General features: G+C 64.0%; 16 protein-coding genes and 1 tRNA gene. 3 read left to right on the forward strand and 14 right to left on the reverse strand.

The annotated features are described in order from the left end of the window. Positions 1-46: 46 nt before the first annotated feature. The 9 genes from DCO45_RS03735 to DCO45_RS03775 form a co-directional block, all read right to left on the reverse strand. Entirely contained in the window at positions 47-1,150 is a 1,104-nt protein-coding gene (locus DCO45_RS03735) for a ribonucleotide-diphosphate reductase subunit beta (RefSeq protein ID WP_116924894.1), read from the reverse strand. Between the two features lie 82 nt (positions 1,151-1,232). Next, positions 1,233-4,136, reverse strand: a complete 2,904-nt coding sequence (locus DCO45_RS03740) for a ribonucleoside-diphosphate reductase subunit alpha (RefSeq protein WP_116924591.1) — start codon at positions 4,134-4,136, stop codon at positions 1,233-1,235. 532 nt (positions 4,137-4,668) lie between these two features. Next, positions 4,669-5,307: a 1,6-anhydro-N-acetylmuramyl-L-alanine amidase AmpD gene (gene ampD, locus DCO45_RS03745; protein ID WP_116924592.1), complete on the reverse strand. Its 639-nt coding sequence runs from the start codon at positions 5,305-5,307 to the stop codon at positions 4,669-4,671. 12 nt (positions 5,308-5,319) lie between these two features. Then, complete coding sequence (locus tag DCO45_RS03750) at positions 5,320-6,834, reverse strand: sigma-54 dependent transcriptional regulator (RefSeq protein WP_116924593.1); 1,515 nt, start codon at positions 6,832-6,834, stop codon at positions 5,320-5,322. Continuing rightward, positions 6,831-8,528, reverse strand: coding sequence for a PAS domain-containing sensor histidine kinase (locus tag DCO45_RS03755; RefSeq protein ID WP_243419233.1), 1,698 nt, complete (start codon positions 8,526-8,528; stop codon positions 6,831-6,833). Before DCO45_RS03755 ends, DCO45_RS03750 begins: the two co-directional genes overlap by 4 nt. Before the next feature lie 3 nt (positions 8,529-8,531). Beyond that, the gene (locus DCO45_RS03760) at positions 8,532-8,768 is read right to left on the reverse strand and encodes a PP0621 family protein (protein ID WP_116924594.1); all 237 of its coding nucleotides are present in this window, start codon (positions 8,766-8,768) and stop codon (positions 8,532-8,534) included. Positions 8,769-8,774: 6 nt separating this feature from the next. Continuing rightward, positions 8,775-9,581 (reverse strand): cytochrome c biogenesis protein CcsA, encoded by an 807-nt coding sequence (ccsA, locus tag DCO45_RS03765; RefSeq protein ID WP_116924595.1) that lies wholly within the window; start codon positions 9,579-9,581, stop codon positions 8,775-8,777. 110 nt (positions 9,582-9,691) lie between these two features. Further along, positions 9,692-10,618: a diguanylate cyclase gene (locus DCO45_RS03770; protein ID WP_116924596.1), complete on the reverse strand. Its 927-nt coding sequence runs from the start codon at positions 10,616-10,618 to the stop codon at positions 9,692-9,694. Positions 10,619-10,661: 43 nt separating this feature from the next. Beyond that, positions 10,662-14,531, reverse strand: coding sequence for a response regulator (locus tag DCO45_RS03775; RefSeq protein ID WP_116924597.1), 3,870 nt, complete (start codon positions 14,529-14,531; stop codon positions 10,662-10,664). A 384-nt stretch (positions 14,532-14,915) separates the two neighbouring features. Here DCO45_RS03775 and ffh point away from each other — a divergent pair, with 384 nt between their 5' ends. Next, positions 14,916-16,295, forward strand: coding sequence for a signal recognition particle protein (gene ffh / locus DCO45_RS03780; RefSeq protein WP_021026457.1), 1,380 nt, complete (start codon positions 14,916-14,918; stop codon positions 16,293-16,295). A 400-nt stretch (positions 16,296-16,695) separates the two neighbouring features. Here ffh and selD read toward each other — a convergent pair whose 3' ends face one another. Further along, positions 16,696-17,763, reverse strand: coding sequence for a selenide, water dikinase SelD (gene selD, locus DCO45_RS03785; protein WP_116924598.1), 1,068 nt, complete (start codon positions 17,761-17,763; stop codon positions 16,696-16,698). A gap of 292 nt (positions 17,764-18,055) precedes the next feature. Here selD and DCO45_RS03790 point away from each other — a divergent pair, with 292 nt between their 5' ends. Beyond that, positions 18,056-18,994, forward strand: coding sequence for an acyltransferase family protein (locus DCO45_RS03790; RefSeq protein WP_116924599.1), 939 nt, complete (start codon positions 18,056-18,058; stop codon positions 18,992-18,994). Between the two features lie 108 nt (positions 18,995-19,102). Next, positions 19,103-20,227 carry an acyltransferase gene (locus tag DCO45_RS03795; RefSeq protein ID WP_116924600.1) on the forward strand — a complete coding sequence of 375 codons (1,125 nt, stop codon included), beginning with the start codon at positions 19,103-19,105 and terminating at the stop codon, positions 20,225-20,227. A gap of 272 nt (positions 20,228-20,499) precedes the next feature. Here the strand turns inward: DCO45_RS03795 and DCO45_RS22880 are convergent. From DCO45_RS22880 to fdhE, 4 genes are all read right to left on the reverse strand, one after another. Then, positions 20,500-20,595 (reverse strand) — tRNA-Sec (locus DCO45_RS22880). Positions 20,596-20,684: 89 nt separating this feature from the next. Continuing rightward, positions 20,685-22,610 (reverse strand): selenocysteine-specific translation elongation factor, encoded by a 1,926-nt coding sequence (gene selB / locus DCO45_RS03800; RefSeq protein ID WP_116924601.1) that lies wholly within the window; start codon positions 22,608-22,610, stop codon positions 20,685-20,687. Next, on the reverse strand, positions 22,607-24,034 hold the full coding sequence (gene selA / locus DCO45_RS03805) for an L-seryl-tRNA(Sec) selenium transferase (protein WP_116924602.1): 1,428 nt from the start codon (positions 24,032-24,034) through the stop codon (positions 22,607-22,609). Before selA ends, selB begins: the two co-directional genes overlap by 4 nt. 110 nt (positions 24,035-24,144) lie before the next feature. Further along, a complete protein-coding gene (gene fdhE / locus DCO45_RS03810) occupies positions 24,145-25,110 on the reverse strand; it encodes a formate dehydrogenase accessory protein FdhE (protein ID WP_116924603.1) in 966 nt (321 codons plus the stop codon). Between the last annotated feature and the right edge of the window lie 87 nt (positions 25,111-25,197).

Consider the following 25,197-nt stretch of genomic DNA (forward strand, 5'->3'; position numbering starts at 1 on the left):
CTCAGGAAAACCACATTCTGACGAGGTTTGCACATCAAGGTCGGCGTCAATCCCAGGAAAGCGCGCCACCGGACTGGTATTCGATGACCCGTGTCTCGAAGAAATTTCGCTCCTTTTTCAGGTCGATCATCTCGCTCATCCACGGGAAAGGGTTGTCCTCGTTGGGGTACAAAGCATCCAGGCCGATCTGCGTTGCGCGGCGGTTGGCGATGTAGCGCAGGTAGCCTTTGAACATCGATGCGTTCATGCCCAGCACACCTCTTGGCATCGTGTCTTCGGCGTATTGGTATTCAAGTTCGACTGCCTGAATAAACAAGGCCTTGATCTCGTCCTTGAACGCGCTGGTCCACAGCTGCGAGTTCTCCAGCTTGAGCTGGTTGATCAGGTCGATGCCGAAGTTGCAGTGCATGGACTCGTCGCGCAGGATGTACTGGTACTGCTCGGCTGCGCCCGTCATCTTGTTCTGGCGGCCCAGCGCCAGGATCTGCGTGAAGCCGACATAGAAGAACAGGCCTTCCATCAGGCAGGCAAAAACGATCAGGCTTTTGAGCAAGGTCTGGTCGGTCTGCGGCGTGCCGGTCTGGAAGTGGGGGTCCATGATCGCCTCGATGAAGGGGATCAGAAACGCATCCTTGTTGCGGATCGAGGGAACCTCGTTGTAGGCGTTGAAGATCTCGGCCTCATCCAAGCCCAGCGACTCCACGATGTACTGGTAGGCATGCGTGTGGATGGCTTCTTCAAAGGCCTGGCGCAGCAGAAACTGGCGGCACTCCGGCGCAGTGATGTGGCGGTAGGTGCCCAGCACAATGTTGTTGGCGGCCAGCGAATCGGCGGTGACGAAAAAGCCCAGGTTGCGCTTGACGATGCGGCGCTCGTCCTCGGTCAGGCCATGGGGCGATTTCCACAGCGCGATGTCGCGCGTCATGTTTACTTCTTGAGGCATCCAGTGGTTGGCGCAGGTGGCCAGGTATTTCTCCCAGGCCCATTTGTATTTGAAGGGCACCAGCTGGTTGACATCGGTCTTGGCGTTGATGATTCGCTTGTCGGCGGCATGGACGCGCTTGAATGTGGCGGCTGGGGATGCGGCAGGCGATGCAGAGGGCGAGGCCGCAGAGGTGGCCGGCGCGGCTGGTGTGGCCAGCGCGTCCATCGAATCTTCTTCAAAGCTCAACATGAATGAATGCTCCTGGTGGGGGCCGCGGCTGCGGCCAGGTTCAGACGGTTAGCAGCTCTTACTGGCAGGCTTCGCAGCCGGGGTCATCGATGGCGCAAAAGCGGATGTCGGTGCCGGGCGCGGCGGACTGCGATGCAGCAGCGGCGGCGTGGGGGACAGCCTGGGCGACGGGCGACGCATAGCTGCTGGGCACGGCATTGAGCACGCGGCTTTGGATGGTGGATTTCTCGGCCTGCGTGGCGCTGGTGGTGCGCAGGTAGTAGGTGGTCTTGAGGCCACGCACCCAGGCGAGCTTGTAGGCATCGTCGAGCTTCTTGCCCGAGGCCCCTGCCATATAGATATTGAGGCTTTGCGCCTGGTCTATCCATTTCTGGCGCCGGGAGGCCGCTTCCACCAACCAGACGGGGTCGACCTCAAAGGCTGTCGCATACAGGGCCTTGAGTGCGTGGGGCACGCGGTCGATGGGGCGCAGCGAGCCATCGAAATGCTTGAGGTCCATGACCATCACATCGTCCCACAGGCCCAGCGCTTTGAGGTCGCGCACCAGGTACTGGTTGATGACGGTGAACTCGCCCGAGAGGTTGGACTTGACCGAGAGGTTGCCAAACGAGGGCTCGATCGAGGCATCGACACCGACGATGTTGGAGATGGTGGCGGTGGGCGCAATGGCCACGCAGTTGGAGTTGCGCATGCCGTCCTGCGCGATCTTGCGGCGCAGCGCCTCCCAGTCCAGGCGCATGCTGCGGTCGACCTGCACATAGCCGGCCTGGCCGCGCGCCTGGGCGAGCAGGTCCAGTGTGTCCAGCGGCAAGATGCCTTGGCTCCAGAGCGAGCCGGGGTAGCTGCTGTAGACGCCGCGCTCGCGCGCCAGCTCGGTCGATGCCCAGTAGGCGTAGTAGCAGACGGCTTCCATCGAGGTGTCGGCAAACTGCACGGCCGTATCGCTGGCGTAGGGGATGTGCAATTGGTAGAGGCTGTCCTGAAAGGCCATGATGCCCAGGCCCACCGGGCGGTGGCGCAGGTTGGAGTCGCGTGCCTTGCCCACCGCGTAGTAGTTGATGTCGATGACGTTGTCGAGCATGCGCATGGCCGTGGCGATCGTGCGCTTGAGCTTGTCATGGTCAAGCGCCAGGCCGCCTTGGCCGTCGTCCTTCAGGTGGCGTGCCAGGTTGACCGAGCCCAGGTTGCAGACGGCGGTTTCCGTGTCGCTGGTGTTGAGCGTGATCTCGGTGCAGAGGTTGGACGAGTGCACGACGCCGGCATGCTGCTGTGGGGAGCGCAGGTTGCAGGCATCCTTGAAGGTGATCCAGGGGTGGCCGGTCTCGAACAGCATCGACAGCATCTTGCGCCACAGATCGACCGCGGGCACGGTCTTGCTCAGCGCCAGCGCGCCGCTGGCCGCCTGGGCTTCGTAGGCGGTATAGGCGCGCTCGAAATCCTGGCCAAAGCGGTCATGCAGATCGGGCACATCGGAGGGGGAGAACAAGGTCCACATGCCTTTTTCCATGACCCGTTGCATGAACAGATCGGGGATCCAGTGGGCGGTGTTCATGTCGTGGGTGCGGCGGCGGTCATCGCCGGTGTTCTTGCGCAGCTCCAGAAACTCCTCGATGTCCAGATGCCAGGTCTCCAGGTAGGCGCAGACGGCGCCCTTGCGTTTGCCGCCCTGGTTGACGGCCACGGCCGTGTCGTTGACCACCTTGAGAAAGGGCACGACGCCTTGCGATTCGCCATTGGTGCCCTTGATGCGGGCGCCCATTGCACGCACTGGCGTCCAGTCATTGCCCAGACCGCCGGCAAACTTGGACAGCAAGGCGTTTTCGCGGATCGCATCGTAGATGCCGCCCAGGTCATCGGCCACCGTGGTCAGGTAACACGACGACAGCTGCGAGCGCAGGGTGCCGCTGTTGAACAGGGTGGGCGTGGATGACATGAAGTCAAAGGACGAGAGCAGGTCATAGAACGCGATGGCGCGTGCATTGCGGTCGTCCTCCTTCAGCGCCAGGCCCATGGCCACGCGCATGAAGAAGGCCTGGGGCAACTCGATGCGCTGCTGGCGTACATGCAAAAAATAGCGGTCGTACAGGGTCTGCAGACCCAGGTAGTCAAACTGCAGATCACGCTCGGGCTGGAGAGCGGCGGCCAGCCGGTGCAGGTCAAAGTCCAGCATCTCGGGGGCGAGCAGTTCGTGCTCAACCCCTTGCGCGACAAAGCCGGGGAAGTAGCTGCGGTAGGCCGCGCCCATATCGGCACTGCTGACGTCCTGGCCGATCACTTCGCGCGTGATGGTGTGCAGCAGCAGGCGCGCGGTGACAAAGCTGTAGTCCGGGTCCTTTTCGATCAAGGTGCGGGCAGCCAGAATGGAGGCCTTGAACACCTCGTCCATGTGGACGCCGTCATAGAGGTTGCGGAGGGTCTCGCTGAGGATGGGCGCGGGGTCGACGTCCTGGCCCAGGCCCTGGCAGGCTGCGGCAATGCGGTCATGGAGTTTTTTGACATCAAGCACCACCTGCTGGCCCCGGTCCTGCACATGCAAGCTGGCATGGGCCGGCGTGTGCTGGGCCTGGAGCTGGGCACGCTCCTGGTTGCGGCGCTCGCGGTACAGCACATAGGCGCGTGCCACCTCATGGTTGCCGCCGCGCATCAGGCCCAGCTCGACCTGGTCCTGCACATCTTCGATATGGAAAGTGCCGCCGCCCGGGCGCGAGCGCATCAGCGCGCGCACCACCGTGTGGGTCAGGTTCTCGACCACTTCGCGCACACTGGCCGATGCCGAGCCCTGGCTGCCATGCACGGCCAGGAACGCTTTCATGATGGCGGTGGTGATCTTGGGGGGCTCGAAAGGGACGACTGCTCCGTTGCGCCGCATGATCTGGTAGTCCGGCAGTACGGTAAATCCATCCAGGGTGCGCGAGCTGGCGGCCGGTGCGGCTCGTTGCTCGGAAAGCGAAGCAGCGCTCATGATGTCCTCTCTGTGGTGCGTGAAAAGCCGGAGAAACAGCGCTGTGCATGCCGGTATCACTGAGCCGCTGGATACCACCTCACACTACATATAGTGTTTTATTAAGCGCTGGACACTACCTGTAGTGTATGGCGCAATGCATGGTTTGTGTGTAGTGCCGATGACCATGCTGCGCAGCAAAACGGCGGCTACTGCGCATGGCGTCGTGGTTTGCGCCTGCAAACCACCACTGTGCGTGTGTTTCTGCGCCATCTGCGTTGCAGAGCCTGCGTAAAACTTAGGCATTGCATCTGAAAAAAAATTTTTCAGATGTGGGGAAATTGCTGTGTTTTTGAAGTGCGCATGCCATCAGCTGCATGCGGATGCGTGAAAAATGCAGGCTGTTTAGAGGGTTGGCCTATAGCCTGATTTAGAGCTGCCAATACGGGCCAGCAAACCAACGGTTTGCGGTTGGAACGAGGCACACCGCCGCAGGCCGTACAAGCGTAGGGCAAGGTGGGGCAACGACGATCAAGGGGGGTGTTGCTGGCTCTCAGAGATGCAGTGAGGCAGGAAACATGGATGCCGGCCAGGCCAGATCCTGCTGCAGCTGGGGCCACAAAAATCCTGGGCCCGGGTCGTTCTTGCGGCCTGGCGCAATGTGTTCGTGGCCGGCGATATAGGCGATCGCATACTGGGCGCGGATCTGCTGGCACAGCTGCACCAGACTGTGGTACTGGGCGGGCTCGAAAGTCTCGCCCTCCAGGCCTTCGAGCTCGATGCCGATGGAGTCGTCATTGCAGCGCGGCCGGCCGCGCCAGAACGACTGGCCGGCATGCCAGGCGCGCTGGTCGGCGCTGACAAACTGCCACACCACGCCTTGGCGCGTGATGAAGAAATGCGAGGACACCTGCAGGCCCCGGATGCTCTGGAAGTAGGGGTGCGCATCCCAGTCGAGCTGGTTGGTAAAGAGCCGCTGCACATCCCCCGTGCCGTAGATGCCCGGCGGCAGGCTGATCGAGTGGACGACCACCAGATCGATGCATGCCCCCTCGGGCCGGGGACTGTAATTGGGCGAGGGGCAGTGCGTGGCCGTGCGCAGCCAGCCTTTTTGCCAGAGCGCAGCTTGCGGCGCGGTGGCAGCGTGGGGAGCGGGGGCGCCGGGCGGCGTCTCGGGCAGATCTTGGGGCATGGCGTTGGGCCCCTAGGGCTGCACCCCATCGCTGGGGTCATGGATCTGCAGCCGCTCCATGCGGTAGCGGATCTGGCGCAGGCTGATGCCCAGGCGGTTGGCCGCTGCGGTGCGGTTAAAGCCAAACTCCTGCAGCGCGCGCACGAGGATGTCGCGCTCGATGCCATCGAGCCAGGCCTGCAGATCGGCGGGCAGATCCTGTGGCGGCGCAAAGCCGTGGAGGCGCTGAGGCGCGACGGCTGCGGCCTTTGGCGCGGGCGTGGGCTGCTCATAGGCAGGGGCCGGCTCTGCAGCCTGGCTGTGCACGGGCGCCGGATGCGCGGCATCGGCCCGGGCCGGCTCCACATCCAGAAACGCGCCATCGCTCAAGGCGACCGAGCGCAGCAACAGGTTTTCCAGCTCGCGCACATTGCCCGGCAGTGCATGGCCTGCCAAGGTGTGCAGCGCCTGGGCGCTGAGCTGGGGCACCGGCTGGCCGCTCTCGCTGGCGATGCGCTCGAGCAGCGCCTGGCACAGCGCAGGCACATCTTCGCGGCGCTCGCGCAGCGGCGGGATGAAGATGTCAATGACGTTGAGCCGGTAGTACAAGTCCTGGCGAAAGCGCCCGGTCTGCACGTCGGCCGCCAGGTCGCGGTGGGTGGCACTGACGATGCGCACATCGACCGCTTCTTCCTGTTGCGAGCCCAGGGGCCGCACCTTGCGCTCCTGGATCGCACGCAAGAGCTTGGCCTGCATCGACAGCGGCAGCTCGCCGATTTCATCGAGGAAGAGGGTGCCACCATGGGCTGCCTGGAAAAAGCCTTCGCGGTCCTGGTTCGCGCCGGTGTAGGCGCCTTTGCGGGCACCAAAGAACTCCGCTTCGAGCAGGTTCTCGGGGATGGCGCCGCAGTTGACGGCCACCATCGGCCCGCTGGCCCGCTGGCTGTTGCGGTGCAAGGACTGGGCCACCAGCTCCTTGCCGGTGCCCGATTCGCCGCGCACCAAAATGGGCGCCATGCTGCCGGCCACCTTGGCAATGCGCTCGCGCACCTGCTGCATCACCAGCGACGGGCCGATCAATTCGCGCTGGGCCGGGGGGGCAGGCCGGGTGGGCGTGCCGGGCTGCGGCGCCGCTTGAAAAGCGGACTGCGCCGGGGCCAGCGCAGCGGCATCCTGCAGCCCCTGGCAGGCGGACGCCACCACCTGGCGAAACTGCTTGAGGTCCACCGGCTTGGTCAGGTAGTCAAACGCGCCTTCGCGCAGGGCCGCGACGGCATTGTCGGCCGAGCCATAGGCGGTCATGACGATGGCGCGCTCGCTGCGGCCCTGGCTGCGCAGGTCCTGCAGCAGCTCCATGCCCAGGCCATCGGGCAGGCGCATGTCGGTGATCAGAATCTCGAAGCGGCGCTGCTGCAGCTGGGCGCGCGCTTCCTGCACCGAGCCGGCCGTGTAGACCCGGTAGCCTTCGCGCAGCAAGGTCAGCTCATAAAGGGTTCTGAGGTCGGGCTCATCGTCCACGACCAGAACAGTGGTGTTTTCAAAACTCATGCCTGGTGGATCAAATCAGTCTGCTGGGGATGCGCGGGGCTGGCGGCCCGGCGAAACTGCACTATGAAGGCATTGCCCTGTGCCAGCTCGGGCAGCGCTGCGCTCTGCCTTTCATAGCGGATCATAGCGCCATGGCGGGTGCACAGCTCGCGGCAGATGTACAGGCCCAGGCCGCTCGATCGGCTCTCGGAGGAGAAGAAGGGCTCGAACAGATGCTTTTCGATGGTCGGCTCGATGGGCGCGCCATCGCTCCACACGACCAAGGTGGTGGTGCCCGTCAGGCTGCTGTGCGTGCTGACACGCAAGGAGTCTGCACAGTCCCGGCGGTAGCGCTGGCCGTTGTTGAGCAGGTTGTAGAGCAGCTGGCGCAGGTGTCCGGTATCAAAGGCCACCAGGCTGTCCTCGGCACTGAGCGACAGCGCCACGGTGTGGGCGGCGGGGGCCAGCGCCATCCAGTCATGGCAGATGTGCAGCACGGTCTCATTGAGGGCAATGGAGTCGCCATCGCCGGGCTGGATCTGGTTATGTACGCGGGCAATGTCCAGAATATCTTCGGCAATGCGGCCCAGGCGCTGGGCATTTTGCTCGACCATGTAGGTCAGGCGCTTCTGGCCCGGGTCGGTCAGCTCCTCATCGAGCAGCGCATTGGCCTGGGTGATGGCCGTCAGCGGGTTGCGGATTTCATGGGCCACGGCCGCGGACATACGCCCCATTGCCGCCATTTTCTCGGTGCGCAGCCGCGCCTCTATCTCACGCAGGTCATGCAAGAACACCAGGCACAGCGGGTCATTGTCATTGCTGCCAATGTTGCCGAAGGTGGGCAGCGGGTGGGTCAGCCAGGTGCGCACATGCAGGCCAATGGGGGCCATCTGCGGCGCGGTCAGCGCCAGGTCTTGCGAGAAGGGCTTTTGCTCTGCAAAGGTCTGGGTGACCTGCTCGACCACACCGCGCCAGGCGGGCAGCTGCGCCAGCGCCAGTGGCAGGTGAGGGTGACCCAGCAAGGTCATGGCGGCCGGGTTGGCAATACGCACCTGCAAGGCCTGATCGGCCACCAGCACGCCATCGGGCAGGTTCTGCAAGATGAGCGCATTGATTTGCTCTTGCTGGTTGGCCGCAGCGGCATTGCGCAGGCCCTGCAAGGTCTCGCGCTCCACCCGCGAGGCGAGCAGCCGCACGAGAATGCCCACCAGAAAATAGGCCGCTCCGGCGAGCCCGGCCTGCACGGTGTTCTGCGTGCCATCGGGGTCAAACACCGACAGGCGAAAACTCAGCGACTCGACAATCAGGAAAATCGTGATATAGGCGCAGCTGCCCAAGGTCACCAGCCAGCCACCCAGGGTCCCGGCAAACAGCACCGCCAGGCCGAACATCGGCGTCAAGGTGTAGGTGCCGGTTTTGGTCACTTCCAGCAGCGAGATCAGCAGCAGATCCATGCCGATCGTGGGCAGCCAGGCGTAGACGCGGCGCTGCGGTGGCGGCTGGTGGCTGAGCGCGGCATACAGCATGGCCGAGATGCCATAGGCGCCCAGCAGCGCCAGCTGCGACAGCAAGGGGCCCGATTGCGCCGGCGTGATGGCCATGGCCCCCAGAGCCAGCAGCAGGGCCACGAAGACGCGGGCCACCAGGTAGCCGCGCCACAGGCGCTTGAAGGGGGTTTCCATCAACGCCAGCGCGGCCATCGTGGCGATGCCCAAAGCCTAGCGCTGGCCAGGCGGCAGCGCCTGGGCGAGATGGGCTTGCGAGCAGTAATGCGCGCCCTGGTAGCCGATGGCATCGGACTGCGGCAGGTGCACGCCGCAGTGCGCGCAGTGCACCATGGGCTCAGGCTTGCCCAGGCCTTTTTTGGGCGGTGGCGGCGGCGCGTTCTTGACCCGTTGGCTGCGCCACATGTGCCAGCCCACGGCCAGCACCAGCAATACCAGCAAATACTTCATGGCAGCTCAGTGTTTCAAGATGACTTCAAGGACAAAGCGCGAGCCCACGTAGGCCAGCAGCAGCAAGGTGGCGCCCACATAGAGCATGTTGACGGCGCGCTGCCCGCGCCAGCCAAAGCGCTTGCGGCCCACCAGCAGCACGGCAAAGGTCAACCAGGCGAGCAGCGAGAACACCGACTTGTGGTTCCAGACCCAGGCCTTGCCGTACAGCGCCTCGCCAAACCACCAGCCGGCCAGCAAGGTTGCGGACAGCAGGATGAAGCCGGCCGTGACAAAGCGGAAGGTCAGGCGCTCCAGCGCCAGCAGCGGCAGGCCGCCGTCGTGGCTGCCATCCTGGCGCATCTGGCGCTCGGCCCGGGTCATCAGTGCGGCATGCACGACGGCTGCGGCAAACAGGCCATAGGAGGCAATGCCCAGCGCCAGGTGCAGCGGCAGCCAGGGCGAGGCATTCACATGCAAAGGGCTGCCGGGGTAGACGCCGGCCAGCAGGACCGCGATGCAACCCATGGCCGACAGTGGCCAGCGTGAGCGCAGCTGCGGGTAGAGCTGCTGCTCGACCACATACACCGTCAGCACCAGCCAGGCGGTGACGGACAGCGCCGGCGCAAAGCCGAAGTGGGGCATGTCACCGATCAGGCTCCAGGCGATGGCCGCCAGGTGCAAGGCCCAGGCCGCGCGCAAGCCCAGCCGCGCGCTGGGCTCCTGCAGGCGTCGGGCCGCAAGTGCGGGAATGGCGTAGGCAATAGCTGCAGCAATGGCCAGTGCCCAGCCGATGGGGCTGGTGCTGGCTGCGGCAAAGGCGGGAGAGAGCATGCCCGCTATCATAGCGGCGGCGAAAGGCCTGTGTGGTCTGCGCGGGCGCTAGCGCCTCGCCATCTGCTGGCTATTGCCGGCAATAGGCCGCAGAGGCTTCCTGGGGTGCGCTACAGGCCGATGCTGGTCGCGCAGACCCGGTTGCGGCCGCTGGTCTTGGCCTCGTACAGCAGTTCATCGGCCCGGCGCAGGCAGTCCTCCAGGCCGTCGGTCTGGCCGCAGTGGATGGTCAGCACCCCGCAGCTCACCGTCAGCTCAGGCGCCGTGGTGGAGGCCGCATGGGCAATCGCCATCTTCTGCACTTCCTGGCGAAAGCGCTCCACCACGGCCACGGCATCGGCGTGGCCGGGCAGGATCAGTGCAAACTCCTCACCGCCAAAGCGGGCGGCCAGGTCATAAGGGCGGCGGGCATGGCGCGCCAGCGTACCTGCTACTTGCTTGAGCGCCTCATCACCTTGCACATGGCCGTAGTGGTCGTTGTACAGCTTGAAGTGGTCGATATCGATCAGCGCCAGGCCCAGCGGGTCGTGCCTGCGCAGGCACAGGCGCTGGCTGCGCTGCAGCATGTCATCAAAATGCCGGCGGTTGGCCAGGTTGGTCAGGCCGTCGACCTGCGCGAGGCGCTGCAAGGCTTGGCGCTGCAGCGCCAGGTCGATCTGGTTGCGTACCCGCACACTCACCACTGCCGGGCGGATGGGCTTGGAGACATAGTCGGCCGCGCCCAGGCGCAGGCCATACTCTTCGGCCGCGGCATCGCTCTGGCCGGTGATGAAGATGATCGCAATGCCGGCCGTCGCCTCCTGTTTTCTCAGCTGGGTCAGCACCTCGTAGCCATTCATGCCGGGCATGCTGACATCGAGCAGCACCAGCAGCAGGCGGTGCGATTCGCGCGCGGCGATCGTGAGCGCACTGGGGCCGTCCTTGGCCAGCAGCACGCGGTACTGCTGGCCGAGCAACTCGGCGAGCATGGAGCGGTTGACGCGCTCGTCATCCACAATCAGGATGGTGGGTTGGTCGTTATCGGGCTCAGCTTGCATGGTGCGATGGTAAGGGGTCTCAAGGGGGCTGGCAGCCAGATGGTCAGGGCAGTATGTGTTCGAGCCGCTCGATCGCCGCCAGCGCGGCGTCGCCGTCCAGGTCTTCCACATGCTGCAGGATCTGCTGGAGCAGCGGCGTCCAGCGCGCCGCCGGGCTGGCCAAGAGCATCCGCTCGAGCTCGCTGACAGCCGCATAGTCGCCGTCAGCCACCAGGCGCTTGAGGTGCTTGAGGTCCTGGCGCAGGCTGGCAGCGGCAGGCGGGTTGGCCGCAGGCGGCGCGTCCAGCGCTGCGCTCGGCGGGGCCGGTGCAGGCTGGCGCGTGGCCAGGCCTTGCAGCAGCGTCTGCAACTGGGCGGCAAACTCGGCCGTCTCGGTATGCAGCAGGCGCTGGGGCTGGGGGGCGGGCGGTGGGGCCTGCATCCACTCCCGGGCCTGGTTCTCGATGGTTTCGGCCGCCTGTACCAGGGAGGTGGCATCGAGGTAGCCCAGTGCCCCCTTGAGCGAATGGGCGAGCATGGACAGCGGCTCCCAGGCCGACTGCTGCACATGCAGCACCAGGGTCTGGGGGGCATCGGCAAAGTCGCGGTAAAAGCCGGCCAGCACCCGGTCGACCCGCTCGGCATTGCCGTGGAAGCGCTGCAGCATCTTGGCGTGGTTGATGCCGGGCGTGGCTGCCACGCGGGCCTCGTCGCGCAAAAATTCGGACTCGGGTGCATCCAGTGCTTCGGCACTGTTGCCAGGGCCTGCGATCCATTCGCTCAGCGTTTCGTACAGCTTGCGCTCATCAATGGGCTTGGTCAGGTGGGCATTCATGCCCGCCTCTTCAATGGCGCTGCGGTCTTCGACGCGGGCCTGTGCGGTCAGCGCAATCACCGGCAGTTGCTGCAGATGGGGCAGCTGGCGCAGCGCGCGGGTGGCGTCCAACCCATCCATCTGCGGCATGTGCACGTCCATCAGCACGGCGTCGAAATGGTGGTGCTCGAGCATGCTGAGCGCTTCGGCGCCATTGGTGGCCAGGCTCACCTGCACGCCCACGAGGCTGAGGAAGTCGGCGGCCACCTCGCGGTTGAGGGCATTGTCATCGACGACGAGCACATTTTTGCCATGCAGCTGGGGATAGAGCTGGATCGGGTTGCTGTGAACCACCTGCGGTGGGCCCGAGGCACCGGGCAGTGCGCGCCGCGAGATGCTGCTGCCTTGCGACTGCAGCGCTTCCAAAATGGCATTGAACAGCACGGACTGTGTCACCGGCTTGATCAGCAGGCCTTGCAGACGCAGCTCCTCGGACCTGCGCATGACCTCGTCACGGCCGTAGGCAGTCACCATCAGCACTGCCGGGGTGGCCGAGAGATGCTCTTCCTCGCGGATGCGGCGCGCCACCTCCAGCCCGTCCATGCCGGGCATGCGCCAGTCCATCAGCACCAGGCCATAGGGCGTGCCTACGCGCGAGGCGAGCTGCAGATCGAAGAGGGCTTGCTCGCCGGAATCCACCGTGTCGGCGCGCATGCCAAAGCCGCGCACCATCTCGGCGAGGATGTCGCGTGCGCTGGCGTTGTCGTCGACGATCAGCACGCGGTCGACCGGCGTGCCGTGGTAGCGGGCCGGCTTGGGCGCCTGCTTGAGTTGCGCGGGGTGCAACTGCACCGAGAAGTAGAAGGTGCTGCCCAGTCCCGGGTTGCTCTCGACCTTGAGCTCACCGCCCATCTGGCCCACCAGGCGCTGGCAGATGGCCAGGCCCAGACCCGAGCCGCCATAGCGCCGCGTGGTCTGGCTGTCGGCCTGCGAGAAGGGGCGAAACAGCTGGCTCATCTGCGCCGGGCTCATGCCGATGCCCGTGTCCTTGACGGTGACCTCCAGCCCGATCTTGCCAGGGGCCACGGGGCGGTTGCCGGCGGTCTCGGTGGTCTGGATGCTGATGACCACCTCGCCCAGGTGGGTGAACTTGATGGCATTGCTCACCAGGTTGTTGAGCACCTGGCTCAGGCGCAGCGGGTCGCCGCTCAGCTGCCGGGGCACATCGGGCGCGACCGAGTAGACCACCTCGATGCCCTTTTCCTCGGCGCGCAAGGTGGTGACGGCCGAGACGGTCTCGAGCACATCGTCCAGCGCGAACTCCACGTTCTCCAGGGTCAGCATGCCCGCCTCGATCTTGGAGAAATCCAGGATGTCATTGATCACCGACAGCAGTGCGTTGGCCGACAGCTCCACCTTCTCTAAGTAGTTGCGCTGCTTGGGCAGCAGCGGGGTCTGCTGGATCAGGCGCGTCATGCCGATGACGGTGTTCATCGGCGTGCGGATCTCGTGGCTCATCGTGGCCAGGAACTCGGACTTGGCGCGCTCGGCCGCTTCGGCCATCTCCTTGGCTTTTTGCAGCGCCAGCTCTGCCTCGCGCTCGCGGGTGATGTCAAGCATGATGCCGTCCCAGATCGTGCCCGCTTCCTGGCGGCTGGGTGCCGAGCGACAGCGCAGCCAGCGCAGTCCGCCATCAGGGCGGATGATGCGGAAGCTGCAGTCAAACAGGCTCAGGCGCTCCAGCGCTTCGCGCTGGTGCTGCCGGTACATCGCCAGATCTGCCGGGTGGATGGTTTTGATATAGGCATCGTTGTTGGCCATGATGGCCTGCGCGCTCACACCGATGAGCTTTTCAATACCGGCGCTGATGTAACTCATGCGCAAGGTCGTGGCTGAGCCTTCAACGCGGTAGATCGCGCCACTGGGGAGGTTGTCGGCCAGAGCTTCCAGCCGCTGGCGCGCCTGTTCACGCTCGGACAGATCCTGCAGCGTGCCGCTGAGGCTGACGATGCGGCCACTGCTGTCATAGTCCGCCTGGCCCAGGATGCTGGCCGGGAACTGGCCGCCATCGGGCGTGTAGTGGGTCACATCAAGCCGGTAGGGCTGGCCGGTCTGGGCGCATTGCGCAATGGCCGCAGTCACCTTGGCATAGTCCTGCGGCGGCATCATGTGGGCTATGTTGTCCTGGGTCAGCTTCGGCCCCTGCGGGTCCAGGCCATTCATCTCGTACATCATCTCCGAGGCCTCGATCTCACCGCTGGCCAGGTCCAGCGTCCAGCTGCCGATGCGCGAGAGCCGCTCGGCGCGGCGCAGCGAGTCATAACTTTGGCGCAGCTGGTTTTCCGACTCGCGCATCTGCGTCATGTCACGCGAAATACCCAGAAGGCCGATGACCTCACCGTTCTCGTTGCGGTACTGGCTCTTGATGGACTGAAAGCTGAGCCGGCGCCCATCGATCAGTGCGTGCGACTCCGACACCACGGGCGTGCTGCTCCGATAAACGGCGGCATCGTCCTCGGCAAAATTGTTGTGTCCGCCAAGGATTTCGGCGTCGGTCTTGCCAATCAGCCCCCCGGGCGGCATCTTTGTGATGGCCTCGGCCGCAGGGTTGGCAAACACATAGCGGCCCTGCCTGTCCTTGACAAAGACGATGTCCGAGGTGCCGCGCATCACTGCATCGAGCAGATGGGTGGAATGGCGCCACTGCTGGGTGCTTTTCTCGACCTGCTGCTCGAGCGCGGCGTTGAGCAGCTGAATTTCCTGGTCGCGGCGCACGCGCTCGGTGATGTCGTGGGAGATGGTGAAAAAGCGCTTCTCGCCCTCGACCAGCTGGCAGGTGATGTGCACCTCCACGGGGAAGCAGGAGCCATCCTTGCGCTGGTGCGTATTGGTGGCCACGGTGTGTTCACCGGGCTCCATTTTCTGCCACAGGGCCAGCAATTCATCGCGGGTGTAGTCCAGCGCAAAATCGGCCACGTTCAGGGCCATCAGCTCTGCCAGGCTGTAGCCCATCTCCCGGTAGGCCTGGCTATTGACATCCAGGATCCGGCCTTGCGTATCGGTCACAAAGAAGGCGTCCGAGAAATGGTCTAGCAAGTGGCGATACGGCGTATCTGGCATCGGTGATCCTGGTCAAAGAAAGCGCCACCTCAGGGTGGCGGGCAGGGCTTTGGCATTGCGGGAGGCCATGCAAGCGCGGGCACGCCCAGGCCGCGGGTGCATTGTCGCGGCTTCGGGCAGGCATTTGCGCAGCCTCAAAGGCTAAATTCGTTTGGCGCTTTACGGGCAAACATTTACCTATTGTAGGAAGCGGGCCATAGTTTCTTGCGCTGGCGGGAGAGCTGCCAGCCCTGGTCCCGCGTCAGTTTTGGGGCGAGCGGGTAGAATCAAAGGTTTGCAGGGCTGTGGCTTACAGCCCCTGGCGCCAGCCGTTTTTAGCCCGGGCTCCGGCTAGCGGCTACACCTGGGCGCCTCCTTTGCCACGATTACTCAAGACTCCACCCTATGGCTTCCGCACTGACCGATAAACTCTCGCGCCTCGTCAAGGAAATGCGAGGCCAGGCCCGTATCACCGAATCCAACGTCCAGGACATGCTGCGTGAAGTGCGCATGGCCCTCTTGGAGGCGGATGTGGCCTTGCCCGTGGTGCGTGACTTCATTGCCCGCGTCAAGGAAAAAGCGCTGGGCCAGGAGGTTCTGGGCAGCCTCAAGCCGGGCCAGACCCTGGTGTCGATCGTCAACAAGGAGCTGGCCGCCACGATGGGCGAGGGCGTGGCCGACATCAACTTGCAGGCCCAGCCGCCTGCGGTGATCCTGATGGCCGGCCTGCAAGGTGCCGGTAAGACGACCACCACGGCCAAGCTGGCCAAGCACCTGATCGAGCGGCGCAAGAAAAAGGTGCTGACCGTCTCGGGTGACGTCTACCGCCCCGCCGCTATCGAGCAGCTCAAGACTGTGACCCAGCAGGCGGGCGCGGAATGGTTCCCCAGCACACCCGACCAAAAGCCGTTGGATATTGCCAACGCGGCGCTCGATTACGCCAAGAAGCACTACTTTGATGTGCTCCTGGTCGATACCGCCGGGCGCCTGGCCATCGACGAAGTGCTGATGACCGAAATCCAGCAATTGCATGCGGCCTTGAAACCGGTCGAGACCTTGTTTGTCGTCGATGCGATGCAGGGCCAAGACGCGATCAACACTGCCAAGGCCTTCAAGGAGGCACTGCCGCTCACCGGTATCGTGCTGACCAAGCTAGACGGCGACTCGCGCGGCGGTGCGGCGCTGTCGGTGCGCCAGATCACCGGCGCGCCCATCAAGTTTGCCGGTGTGTCCGAAAAACTCGACGGCCTGGAAGTGTTCGACGCCGAGCGCCATGCGCAGCGCGTGCTGGGCATGGGCGATATCGTGGCCCTGGTCGAGCAGGTCTCCAAGGGCGTGGACATGGAGGCGGCCCAGAAGATGGCCGAGAAGATCAAGTCCGGCGACGGCTTTGATCTGAACGACTTCCTGGGCCAGCTCCAGCAGATGAAGCAGATGGGGGGCCTGTCGACCCTGATGGACAAACTGCCCTCGGAGCTGGCGGGCAAGGCTGGCAAGGTCGACATGGACAAGGCCGAGCGCGAAGTGCGCCGCAAGGAAGGCATCATCTGCTCGATGACCCCCTATGAGCGCGCCAAGCCCGAATTCATCAAGGCCACGCGCAAGAAGCGCATTGCCGCTGGCGCTGGCGTGCAGGTGCAAGAGGTCAACCGCCTGCTCAACGAGTTTGGCCAGATGCAGCAGATGATGAAGAAGATGAAGGGCGGCGGCCTGATGAAGATGATGAAGAAGATGGGCGGCATGAAGGGCATGATGGGCGGCGGCATGCCCAAGCTGCCGTTCTAAGAACCTGTTCAAAGTCTCTACGCAGCCGCGTTGGAGTGCAATCGGGATGAGTTCGAAGGGGTGGAGCGCAGCTTGCACCGGGGTGCAAGCAAGGGCCAGCGCGAAGAAATCGCCCGATTTCACGCCAACCCATAGTGACAGTGGCTTTGCGCTACCCGGGAAGGGGCGCCCGGCGAGGGCCGCCCGGGCAGGGGCGGTCTGCGTCGTTGCAAATCCTCGCAATAGCATGGCTATTGCTGCGGTATTGCGCGGCTGGGCGCCCCCTCGCATCCCATCTCGCAAAGACACTGTCGCGGCGCGAGGAGACATTGAACAGGTTCTAAGCCCATACCGGCTTTATCGCGGCCCCAACCACAACGCCTGCATCCAGCAGGCGTTTTTGCATCCAGGCGCTGCGGTGTTACGACACCACGACCTGCGCCTCGCCGGCCTGCATATGGCCGACTACGCAGGCATCGGCAAAGCCCTGTGCTTTGAAGAGTTCGAGCACCTGACCGGCAGCCTCCGGCGCGCAGGAGACCAGCAGGCCGCCGGAGGTCTGCGGGTCGGTCAGCAGGCTGCGCATCGCATCGGGCACTTGCGCGCCCATTGCCACATCATGGCCGTAGGACGCCCAGTTGCGGCCCGATGCGCCGGTCACCACGCCTTGCTTGGCAAGATCGAGGACGCCAGGCAGTAGCGGCAGCGCCTGGCTGTCGATCACGGCTGTGAGCTGCGCGCCGCGTGCCAGTTCCAGGGTATGGCCCAGCAGGCCAAAGCCAGTGACATCGGTCAGCGCATGCACATCGGCCAGTTGCGCCAGAGCAGCGCCAGGCCGGTTGAGCTGGGTGGTGGTGCGCACCATGCTGGCGTAGTCACTGTCGCTGAGCAGGCCTTTTTTCAAGGCCGCGGACTGGATGCCCACGCCGATGGCCTTGCCCAGGATCAGCACATCGCCCGCCTGGGCATCGCGGTTGCGCTTGAGCTGCGCTGGGTTGACGATACCGATGCCGACCAGGCCATAAATGGGCTCGACCGAGTCGATCGAGTGGCCGCCGGCCAGCGGAATGCCGGCATCGCGGCAGACGGCCTCGCCGCCTTCCAGAATCTTGGCAATGACGTCGTGGGGCAGCACATTGATCGGCATGCCGACAATGGCAAGCGCCATCAGCGGCGTGCCGCCCATCGCGTAAATGTCCGACAGCGCATTGGTCGCAGCAATGCGGCCAAAGTCATAGGGATCATCGACGATAGGCATGAAGAAATCGGTGGTCGCAACAATCGCCTGCGTGTCATTGATCTGGTAGACCGCCGCGTCATCCGCTGTCTCGGTGCCCACCAGCAGCTGTGCATAGAACTGCTTGGGCACCGCACTGCGGCTCATCAGATCGGCCAGCACCCCAGGGGCAATCTTGCAGCCGCAGCCGCCGCCATGCGACAGCGAGGTCAGGCGTGGCGAGGTGGGCAGGGTGGCGGTAGGGGCATTCATACGGGCATCCTCAGGGCTAACAGACTGGCGAGAAAAGCGGTGCCGCCCATGGCGGCCCACCATTATCGGCATTTGGCGGGCAGGCGTGCGCCATGCTGCATTGCGCGTGAGGGGCAAAGCGGCAGCACTCGCCGATGGGGCCAAAAGTGGCTCCGATGAATTCAGTGCCACCTTGGCTGTGGCAACCAGACAGCTTAAAAGCCGAGCATCGATAGTCGTCAGGGAAGCGCTGACCCGTGTCGCATCGGGTATGCTCTCGGATTTTTCTGCGGGATCCTATTGAGGCAGGGGTATGCGAGAGAATAACTTTGACCTGCTGCGACTGATGGCGGCCCTGGGCGTTTTCTGGGCCCATGGCTCGCTCTTCTACGACCTGCAGATCACCCCATTTTTCAACAATACCTACAGCATGGGCTCGCTGTCGGTCTATGTCTTTTTCTTCATCAGCGGCTATCTCAATGTCCAAAGCTGGAGCCGAACGGCGCAATGGACTGCGTTTGGCATCAAACGGGCGCTGAGAATTTTCCCTGGGCTGCTGGCGGCAGCCTTCGTATCCGTGTTTGTCATTGGTGGGCTCATGACGACGCTGGACCTGAAAAGCTTTCTGTCTTCGGGGCAGACCTGGGGGCTGTTTGTCAACTATGGAACAGGCCTTGCGACACTCAATGACCTCCCCGGGGTGTTTGCGCACAATCCAATTCAGAACGCGGTAAACGGCTCGTTGTGGACGATCAAGTACGAGGTCTTGATGTATGTGCTGCTGGTTTTATTCGGCATGACGCTAGGGCTCTCTCGCCGGATTCTTGTGCTAGTAGTGGCCGTGTCGGCCGCTGCTTTTCTGTTGGTGAAAATCCCCGCGCTGGATGAGGGCGCGATCAGCTGGCGAGATTTCTGGCAATTCGCCACGATGTTCTTCGCAGGAGCCGCTTTTAACTACATCCCGGTGGACCGCAGGCTATGGCTGGTACCGCCAATGCTGGTGGGCTTTGTCATTGCTTGTACCAGCACCACCCTGGCGATCGTTCAGGGCAGTGTCTTCCTTTGCTTGCCCTGTGCCGTTTTTCTGCTTGCCTATTGGAAGCCTTTGACCCGCATTCGGCTGGACCAAGATCTGTCCTACGGCATCCACATTTATGCATTCCTGGTGCAGCAGGCCATCACCGAGATCAGTCAAAGGCATGGGATTTCCAAACCGATATATATATCGTCGTGGCGCTGGTCATCGTGTTGATGCTGGCGCTGGCTTCCTGGGTCTTTATCGAGCACCCGGCCATCGCCTGGTCCCGGCCTCTGGTGCCGCCTACGCGTCGGTCCTCACATCCCCATGTAAAACCGTGAAATGATTAAACAGATACAAATACTCCGGCTGATGGCAGCCCTCTGGGTAGTAGTTTTTCATGGTGCAATACTCGGTATTTTTTCGGATGCGACACCTTGGGTGGCTGCTGTCATCAATTTTGGCTATGCCGGGGTGGATGTTTTCTTCGTCATCAGTGGCGTGATCATGGCGCATTCCACCAAAAATATGGGCCATGGGCCACGCACTGCCACTGCATTTTTGCTGGCTAGATTTTCAAGAATCTATACAGGCTGGTGGCCGGCCATGCTGCTCTATGTCATTTACTTAAAACTAACGCAGCAACTCGATCCCCACATTCAGCTGCAAGCATCTTTTTTTCTCTACTTTTCCGATCTTGCAGGCCTTGTCAGTATTGCCATCTGGTCACTGATGTTTGAGCTGTATTTTTACGTGGTCTTGTCACTGGTCTTGTTGTTTCCGAAATGGCATCGCCAGCGCTTTATTAAAACTCTGTTTGCGGCACTCGTTGTGCTCAACCTCTACTTGTTGGCGCATCGCTCTGCCGCAGATGGAGGCATCGAGCAAAACTGGATTCGGCTCTTTTATGTGGCTCCCCTTGTGGCAGAATTTTTCATGGGCTACTTCCTCTACCAGTACCTGCAACGCCCTTCGCGCGCATCATGGAAGTTTTGGGCCTTGCTGGCTGCAGCATGGATTGCCTTGATTGTCTATTTCATGCCCCATTTTGAAGATTATCCCTATGGTTTGGCCAATTTTCACTATTGGCCTGAGCGCGCAGTATTGATGGGCGGCGCAGCAATGGCGATCGTAGGCATGGCGTTGAAGCTGCCCTCTCCGCGCAGCCAGATCGCACTGGCGCTGGCAAAATTTGGTGACTATTCTTACGCCATCTATTTGCTGCATATCCTGGTATTCAGCATGATGTTGACGCTATTGCCTTGGCACAGCTGGCATAGCCAGGTGCAGCTTTTGATTGTCGTTGGTGTCCTCGTTGCATTGCTACTGGTGTCAGCCGCTTACTACCACTGGGTGGAGCGGCCGGTCTACATGTTTTGCCGCCAAAAAATCAACCACTGGTTGCACCCCACTGTCCCTGCCCAGCCTGTTCTTCAACCACTCTACAAAAATCAACAGCTGCGATAACGCATTTGCAGAGGGTCCTTTGCATAGCCCTCGCCAAGCGGGTTGGATGTGGATGGAGATAAGACGCAAGGCGTCTTTTGACGGTGGAGCCGTGGGTAGCTATTGCGGAGGAATGCGTCCCTAAGGTGCATGAAGCCAGAAAACTTGCCTTGGATTTGAGAAATTCCCGGCGCAAGCATCAGGACTAGGAGCCATGCGCTGCAGTGCTCATAAGCGGGGGATCAGAAGAGCGCTACCTGACTGAGCGCATACCACCTGTACGGAGACCGAGATGGCGGAAGACAGCTGGAGTCGAACCAACCCAGGAGTGGCTGACACCCCTCACCGGGTTTGAAGCCCGGCCGCGCCACCGGGCACGATTGCCTTCCCTGCAACACGTGCGTGTTGGGCAAGATGGCCGATTGTAGCGGCTCTGCGTGGCGCCTGCGGCTGGCGCTGCCGCAGACCCTTGGGTGGCTTACGAGGTTGCGCCCGCCTGCCAGCGCACACCCGGGCGCAGCACATGCGTATCGCGCACGCGGCGGGTATAGCCCACGCGGTCGAAGAACTCCAGGATCTGGATGGCGCGCTTGCGGCCCAGGGCCGTGGCATCGCGGAAGGCATGGGCCTGCACTTCGCCGCGCTCGGCCTGCTGGGCAAGCTCTGCGGTGAGTGCCGCCAGCGCATCCATGGAGGGGGCGGCATAGAACAGGTCCTTGACCACCTGGAACACGAGGCCCTGGCGCGAGAGCTTTTTGAGCAGCTGGCGCACCAGCTCCTCCCCGGCGCCATGGTCGCGGGCCAGGTCGCGCACCCAGGGCGGGTCAAAGCGGCCTTCGGTGATCGCTGGCATCAAGCGCTGGGCGAGGGCCTGCTCGGCCTCGCTCAGCTGCACCTGGTGGCCGGGCAGGTGCAGCCAGGCGCCGCTGCTGGCGATCTGGCCGGCGGCGATCAGCGCATCGAGCAGGCCGTGGTAGAGCGCATCGTGCGGGCCATGCTGCAGCGCGGGCAGGGCCATGCGGCGCAGCCGGGCTGCGTTGATGCCGTGCTCATCGGGGGCGACTTCATGAAAGCGGTGCAGCGCCTGCAGCAGCTGGTCTTGCAACGTCTGCCAGGCCTGGCTGTCTACCAGCAGCGCATCGCCATCGGGCAGCGGCAGGTGGGTGCAGTGCTCGGCCACGACCGGTGTCGCCGTGCCAGTCAGCCGTACCAGCTGTGAGCGGGCCAGGCCCAGCGGGGCTTCGGCCAGCAGCGGACCGGTGTCGGCGGTATCAATCCAGTGCGCCAAGGCGGCCAGGTAGGCCATGCGGCTTTCGCTGCGGCGCTTCCGGGCGGGGGCATAGGGGTCGAGCACCATGGCGCCGGCTATGGTGCGGTTGGCCTGGGCGTTGCGCACGATGACGCGGTCGCCGGGCAGCACCAGGGCGGGGGCATCCAGCACCAGCTGGGCCAGCGCTTCGGTGCCCGGGGCCAGGTCGCCATCTTGCAGCAAGGCGATATGGCCGGTGCAGCGCATGGTGCCCAGGTGCAGGTGCACAGCCGACCACTGCGCCAGCGGCGCTGCATCGGCGAGCAGATGCAGGCGTACATCGATACGCTGGGTGGGTTGGCGCAGGCGCGCGTCCATGATCCAGTCGCCGCGCGTGATGGCCTCCTTGGCAATGCCTGCCAGGTTCAGCGCGCAGCGCTGGCCGGCCAGGCCGTGCTCGCTCGCCTGGTTCTGCGCATGGATGCTGCGCACGCGTACGGGCTCGCCGCTGGCCGAATGCACGAGGCTGTCGCCCACGGCCACCTGGCCATTGAAGACGGTGCCGGTCACCACCGTGCCCTGGCCGGGCAGGCTGAAGACCCGGTCCACTGCCAGGCGGAACAGCCCGCTGTTGGCGCGCTGGGGCATGGCCTGGGCCTGCTGGTGCAGGTGCTGGCGCAGCGCCCGCACGCCCGGGTCATCGGGCAGCGCGGCTGCGGTTTCAAAGACGGGCGCATCGGCCAGATTGCTGCGGGCCAGGATGGCGGTGATCTCGTCCCGCACCTCATCGATGCGGTCGCGGGGTACGCGGTCGACCTTGGTGAGCGCCACCGTGCCCTGGCGGATGCCCAGCAGCTGCAAAATTTCCAGATGCTCCAGGGTCTGGGGCATCACGCCGTCATCGGCAGCCACCACCAGCAAGGCATGGTCAATGCCGACGGCGCCAGCGGCCATCGTGTGCACAAATTTCTCATGGCCGGGCACATCGATGATGCCCAGCACATCGCCATTGGCCAGCGGGGTGTAGGCGTAGCCCAGCTCGATCGAGATGCCGCGCGCCTTTTCTTCCTTCAGGCGGTCGGTCTCCACGCCGGTGAGCGCGCGCACCAGGGTGGTCTTGCCATGGTCGATATGGCCTGCGGTGCCGATGATCATGCCTGACCGTCCGCTGGGGTGCTGCCCAGGGCCAGCTGCTGCAGATTGGCGGCAAAGGCGGCCTGGTCAGCGGCTTCGAGGCAGCGCAGATCCAGCCAGAGCGCATCGTCGCGCAGCCGGCCGATCACCGGGCGCGGCAGCTGGCGCAGCGCGGCTTCGAGCTGCTGCAGCAGGCGCCCGGCGCGTTTGCGCTCTTGGGGGCGCACGACCAGGCCGTGGCTGGGCAGGCTCTCGACGGGCAATGCGCCGCTGCCGATCTGGCTGGTCATCGCGGCGTGCTCCACCCGATAGTCCGGCCCCAGCAAGCTTTGCAGTGGCGCCTGCAGCGCGATCGCCTGCTGCTCCATGGCAGCGGCCGGGCGGGTGAACAGGCGCAAGGTGGTCAGGCGCTCGGCCAGTTTTTCCGGGTGCAGGTAGAGGCGCAAGGTCGGCTCGAGCGCAGCCAGGGTGAGCTTGCCCACGCGCAGTGCGCGCTTGAGCGGGTTCTTCTTGATCTGGGCGATCAAGGCCTTGCTACCGACGATGATGCCCGCCTGCGGGCCGCCCAGCAGCTTGTCGCCGCTGAAGGTCACGACATCGGCGCCAGCCTCGATGGTCTCGCGCACCGTGACCTCATAGGGCAGGCCCCAGTCGCGCATGTCGACCAAGGTGCCGCTGCCCAGGTCCACGATCAGCGGCAGCTGGCGCGCATGGGCGATGCGCGCCACATCGGCTTCGGCCACCGACTTGGTAAAGCCGCTGATCGCGTAGTTGCTGCAGTGCACCTTCATCAGCGCAGCGCTGTGCTCGCCCAGCGCGGCCTCGTAGTCTCTCTCATGGGTGCGGTTGGTGGTGCCTACCTCCACCAGGCGGGCGCCGGCGCGCGTCATCACATCGGGGATGCGGAAGGCGCCGCCAATCTCGACCAGCTCGCCGCGGGAGACCACCACTTCCTTGTCGCGTGCCAAGGTGGACAGCACCAGCAGCACGGCTGCCGCATTGTTGTTGACGATGGTGGCGGCTTCGGCGCCAGTGAGGCGGCAGACCAGGTCTTCGACCAGGTCATCGCGGTCGCCCCGGCCGCCGTCGGCCAGGTCGTATTCGAGGTTGCTGGGGGTCGCCAGCGCCTGCACCACCGCGTCAATAGCCTCTTGCGGCAGCAGCGCGCGGCCCAGGTTGGTGTGCAGCACCGTGCCGGTCAGGTTGTAGACCGCCTTGAGGCGCGGCGCAAACAGCTGCTGGAGCTTTTGCTCGGCAGCGTCCAGCAAGGCATCGGCACCCTCTGCGTTGCTGCCCGCGTCTGCCAGCCAGCGGCTGCGGGCCTCGCCCAGTGCGGCGCGGATGGCCTGCGTGCACTGGGTCTTGCCATAGCTGTGCACCAGCGCAGCGGTGCGCGGGTGCTGCAGCAGCTTGTCAACAGAGGGCAGGTGGGACGGTGCGTTCATGGGCAAACAAGCTCAAACAAGGGCTGAAACAAAAAAACGATGGGCTGCAGCGGGCAGCGCCATCGTCCAGTATGGCATGGTGCCAAAACGTTCAGGTGCTCGGCACGCGCTCAGTGCAGATCGGGCACGCTGCCATCGGCATCGGCCGCTTGCGGCTCGGCCACGGCGACAAACAGCAGCGGGTTGCCGCTGGCGCGCGAGAACGCGGTCTGCTCGTTCATCAAGAGGTCCAGCATCAGGCTGGCCAGGTCATCGGCCAGCGGCTCGGCCAGCGGGTCTTTTTCCTGGTTGACCAGCTTGCGGTAGCTGCCGCATTCGGTGCAGGTTTCGGCCAGCACCACATCCTTGCCACCTTCCAGGCCCTGGTAGCGCACGCCCTTGGTCGATTCGCAGTGGCTGCATTTGACGCGCACCATATGCCATTCGGTGGCGCAGCAGCCGCAGTGCAGGTAGCGGTGGCCGGCCATCTTGCCGCCAATGCGTACCACGCCGGCGACCGGCTCGCTGGCGCAGACCGGGCAGATGGTGGCCGGGTCGGTGAAGGGAATGTCGGCCAGGCGCAGCTGGCTGGCGCGGTTGGCAAACACCACTTGCAAGGCCGCCATGACAAAAGGTGCCAGGCCCACATCGCGCGCGGCCAGCTCCTTGGTCAGCAGGCGCTTGGCCAGCGCATTGCGGTCGTCGGTGTTGCAGCGCTGCAGCTCGCCAATCAGCGGCTGCAAGGCCTCGGGCAGGCCATCGGCACTGGCCAACTGGCCGAGCATGCCGTCCAGCACCTGGTGCCAGATGGGGTCCAGGTGGTCAGCGGCCGGCAAGAGCGGCGACGAGTACTGCTGAGCCTGGGCGATGGCCGCTGCATCGGGGGCAGCCACCTGCAGGCCCTGGGCTGCTTTGTGCTGGGCATCCACCAGCTTGGCGATGAACAGCAGGTAGTCTGCAATCGGGTTGCCGTCGGCCAGTTGGCGAATACGCTGCGCACGGTCGAGGAAAAGACTGCTGGTATTGGGCAGCAGCACGCGTGGAAAACTGGTGTGGTCGAGCGACTCGATCTCACCGGGTTGAAGAATGCGTTGCATACGGGGATTTTCTCAAAAATCAACGCCGATAGACCTGGCGGGGCTATCGGCGTTGGGGAGCAGGGAGGGCCTGGCCCGGCGCAGCGC

This window comes from Comamonas sp. JNW, assembly GCF_003105075.1.
Classification (GTDB): domain Bacteria; phylum Pseudomonadota; class Gammaproteobacteria; order Burkholderiales; family Burkholderiaceae_C; genus Comamonas; species Comamonas squillarum.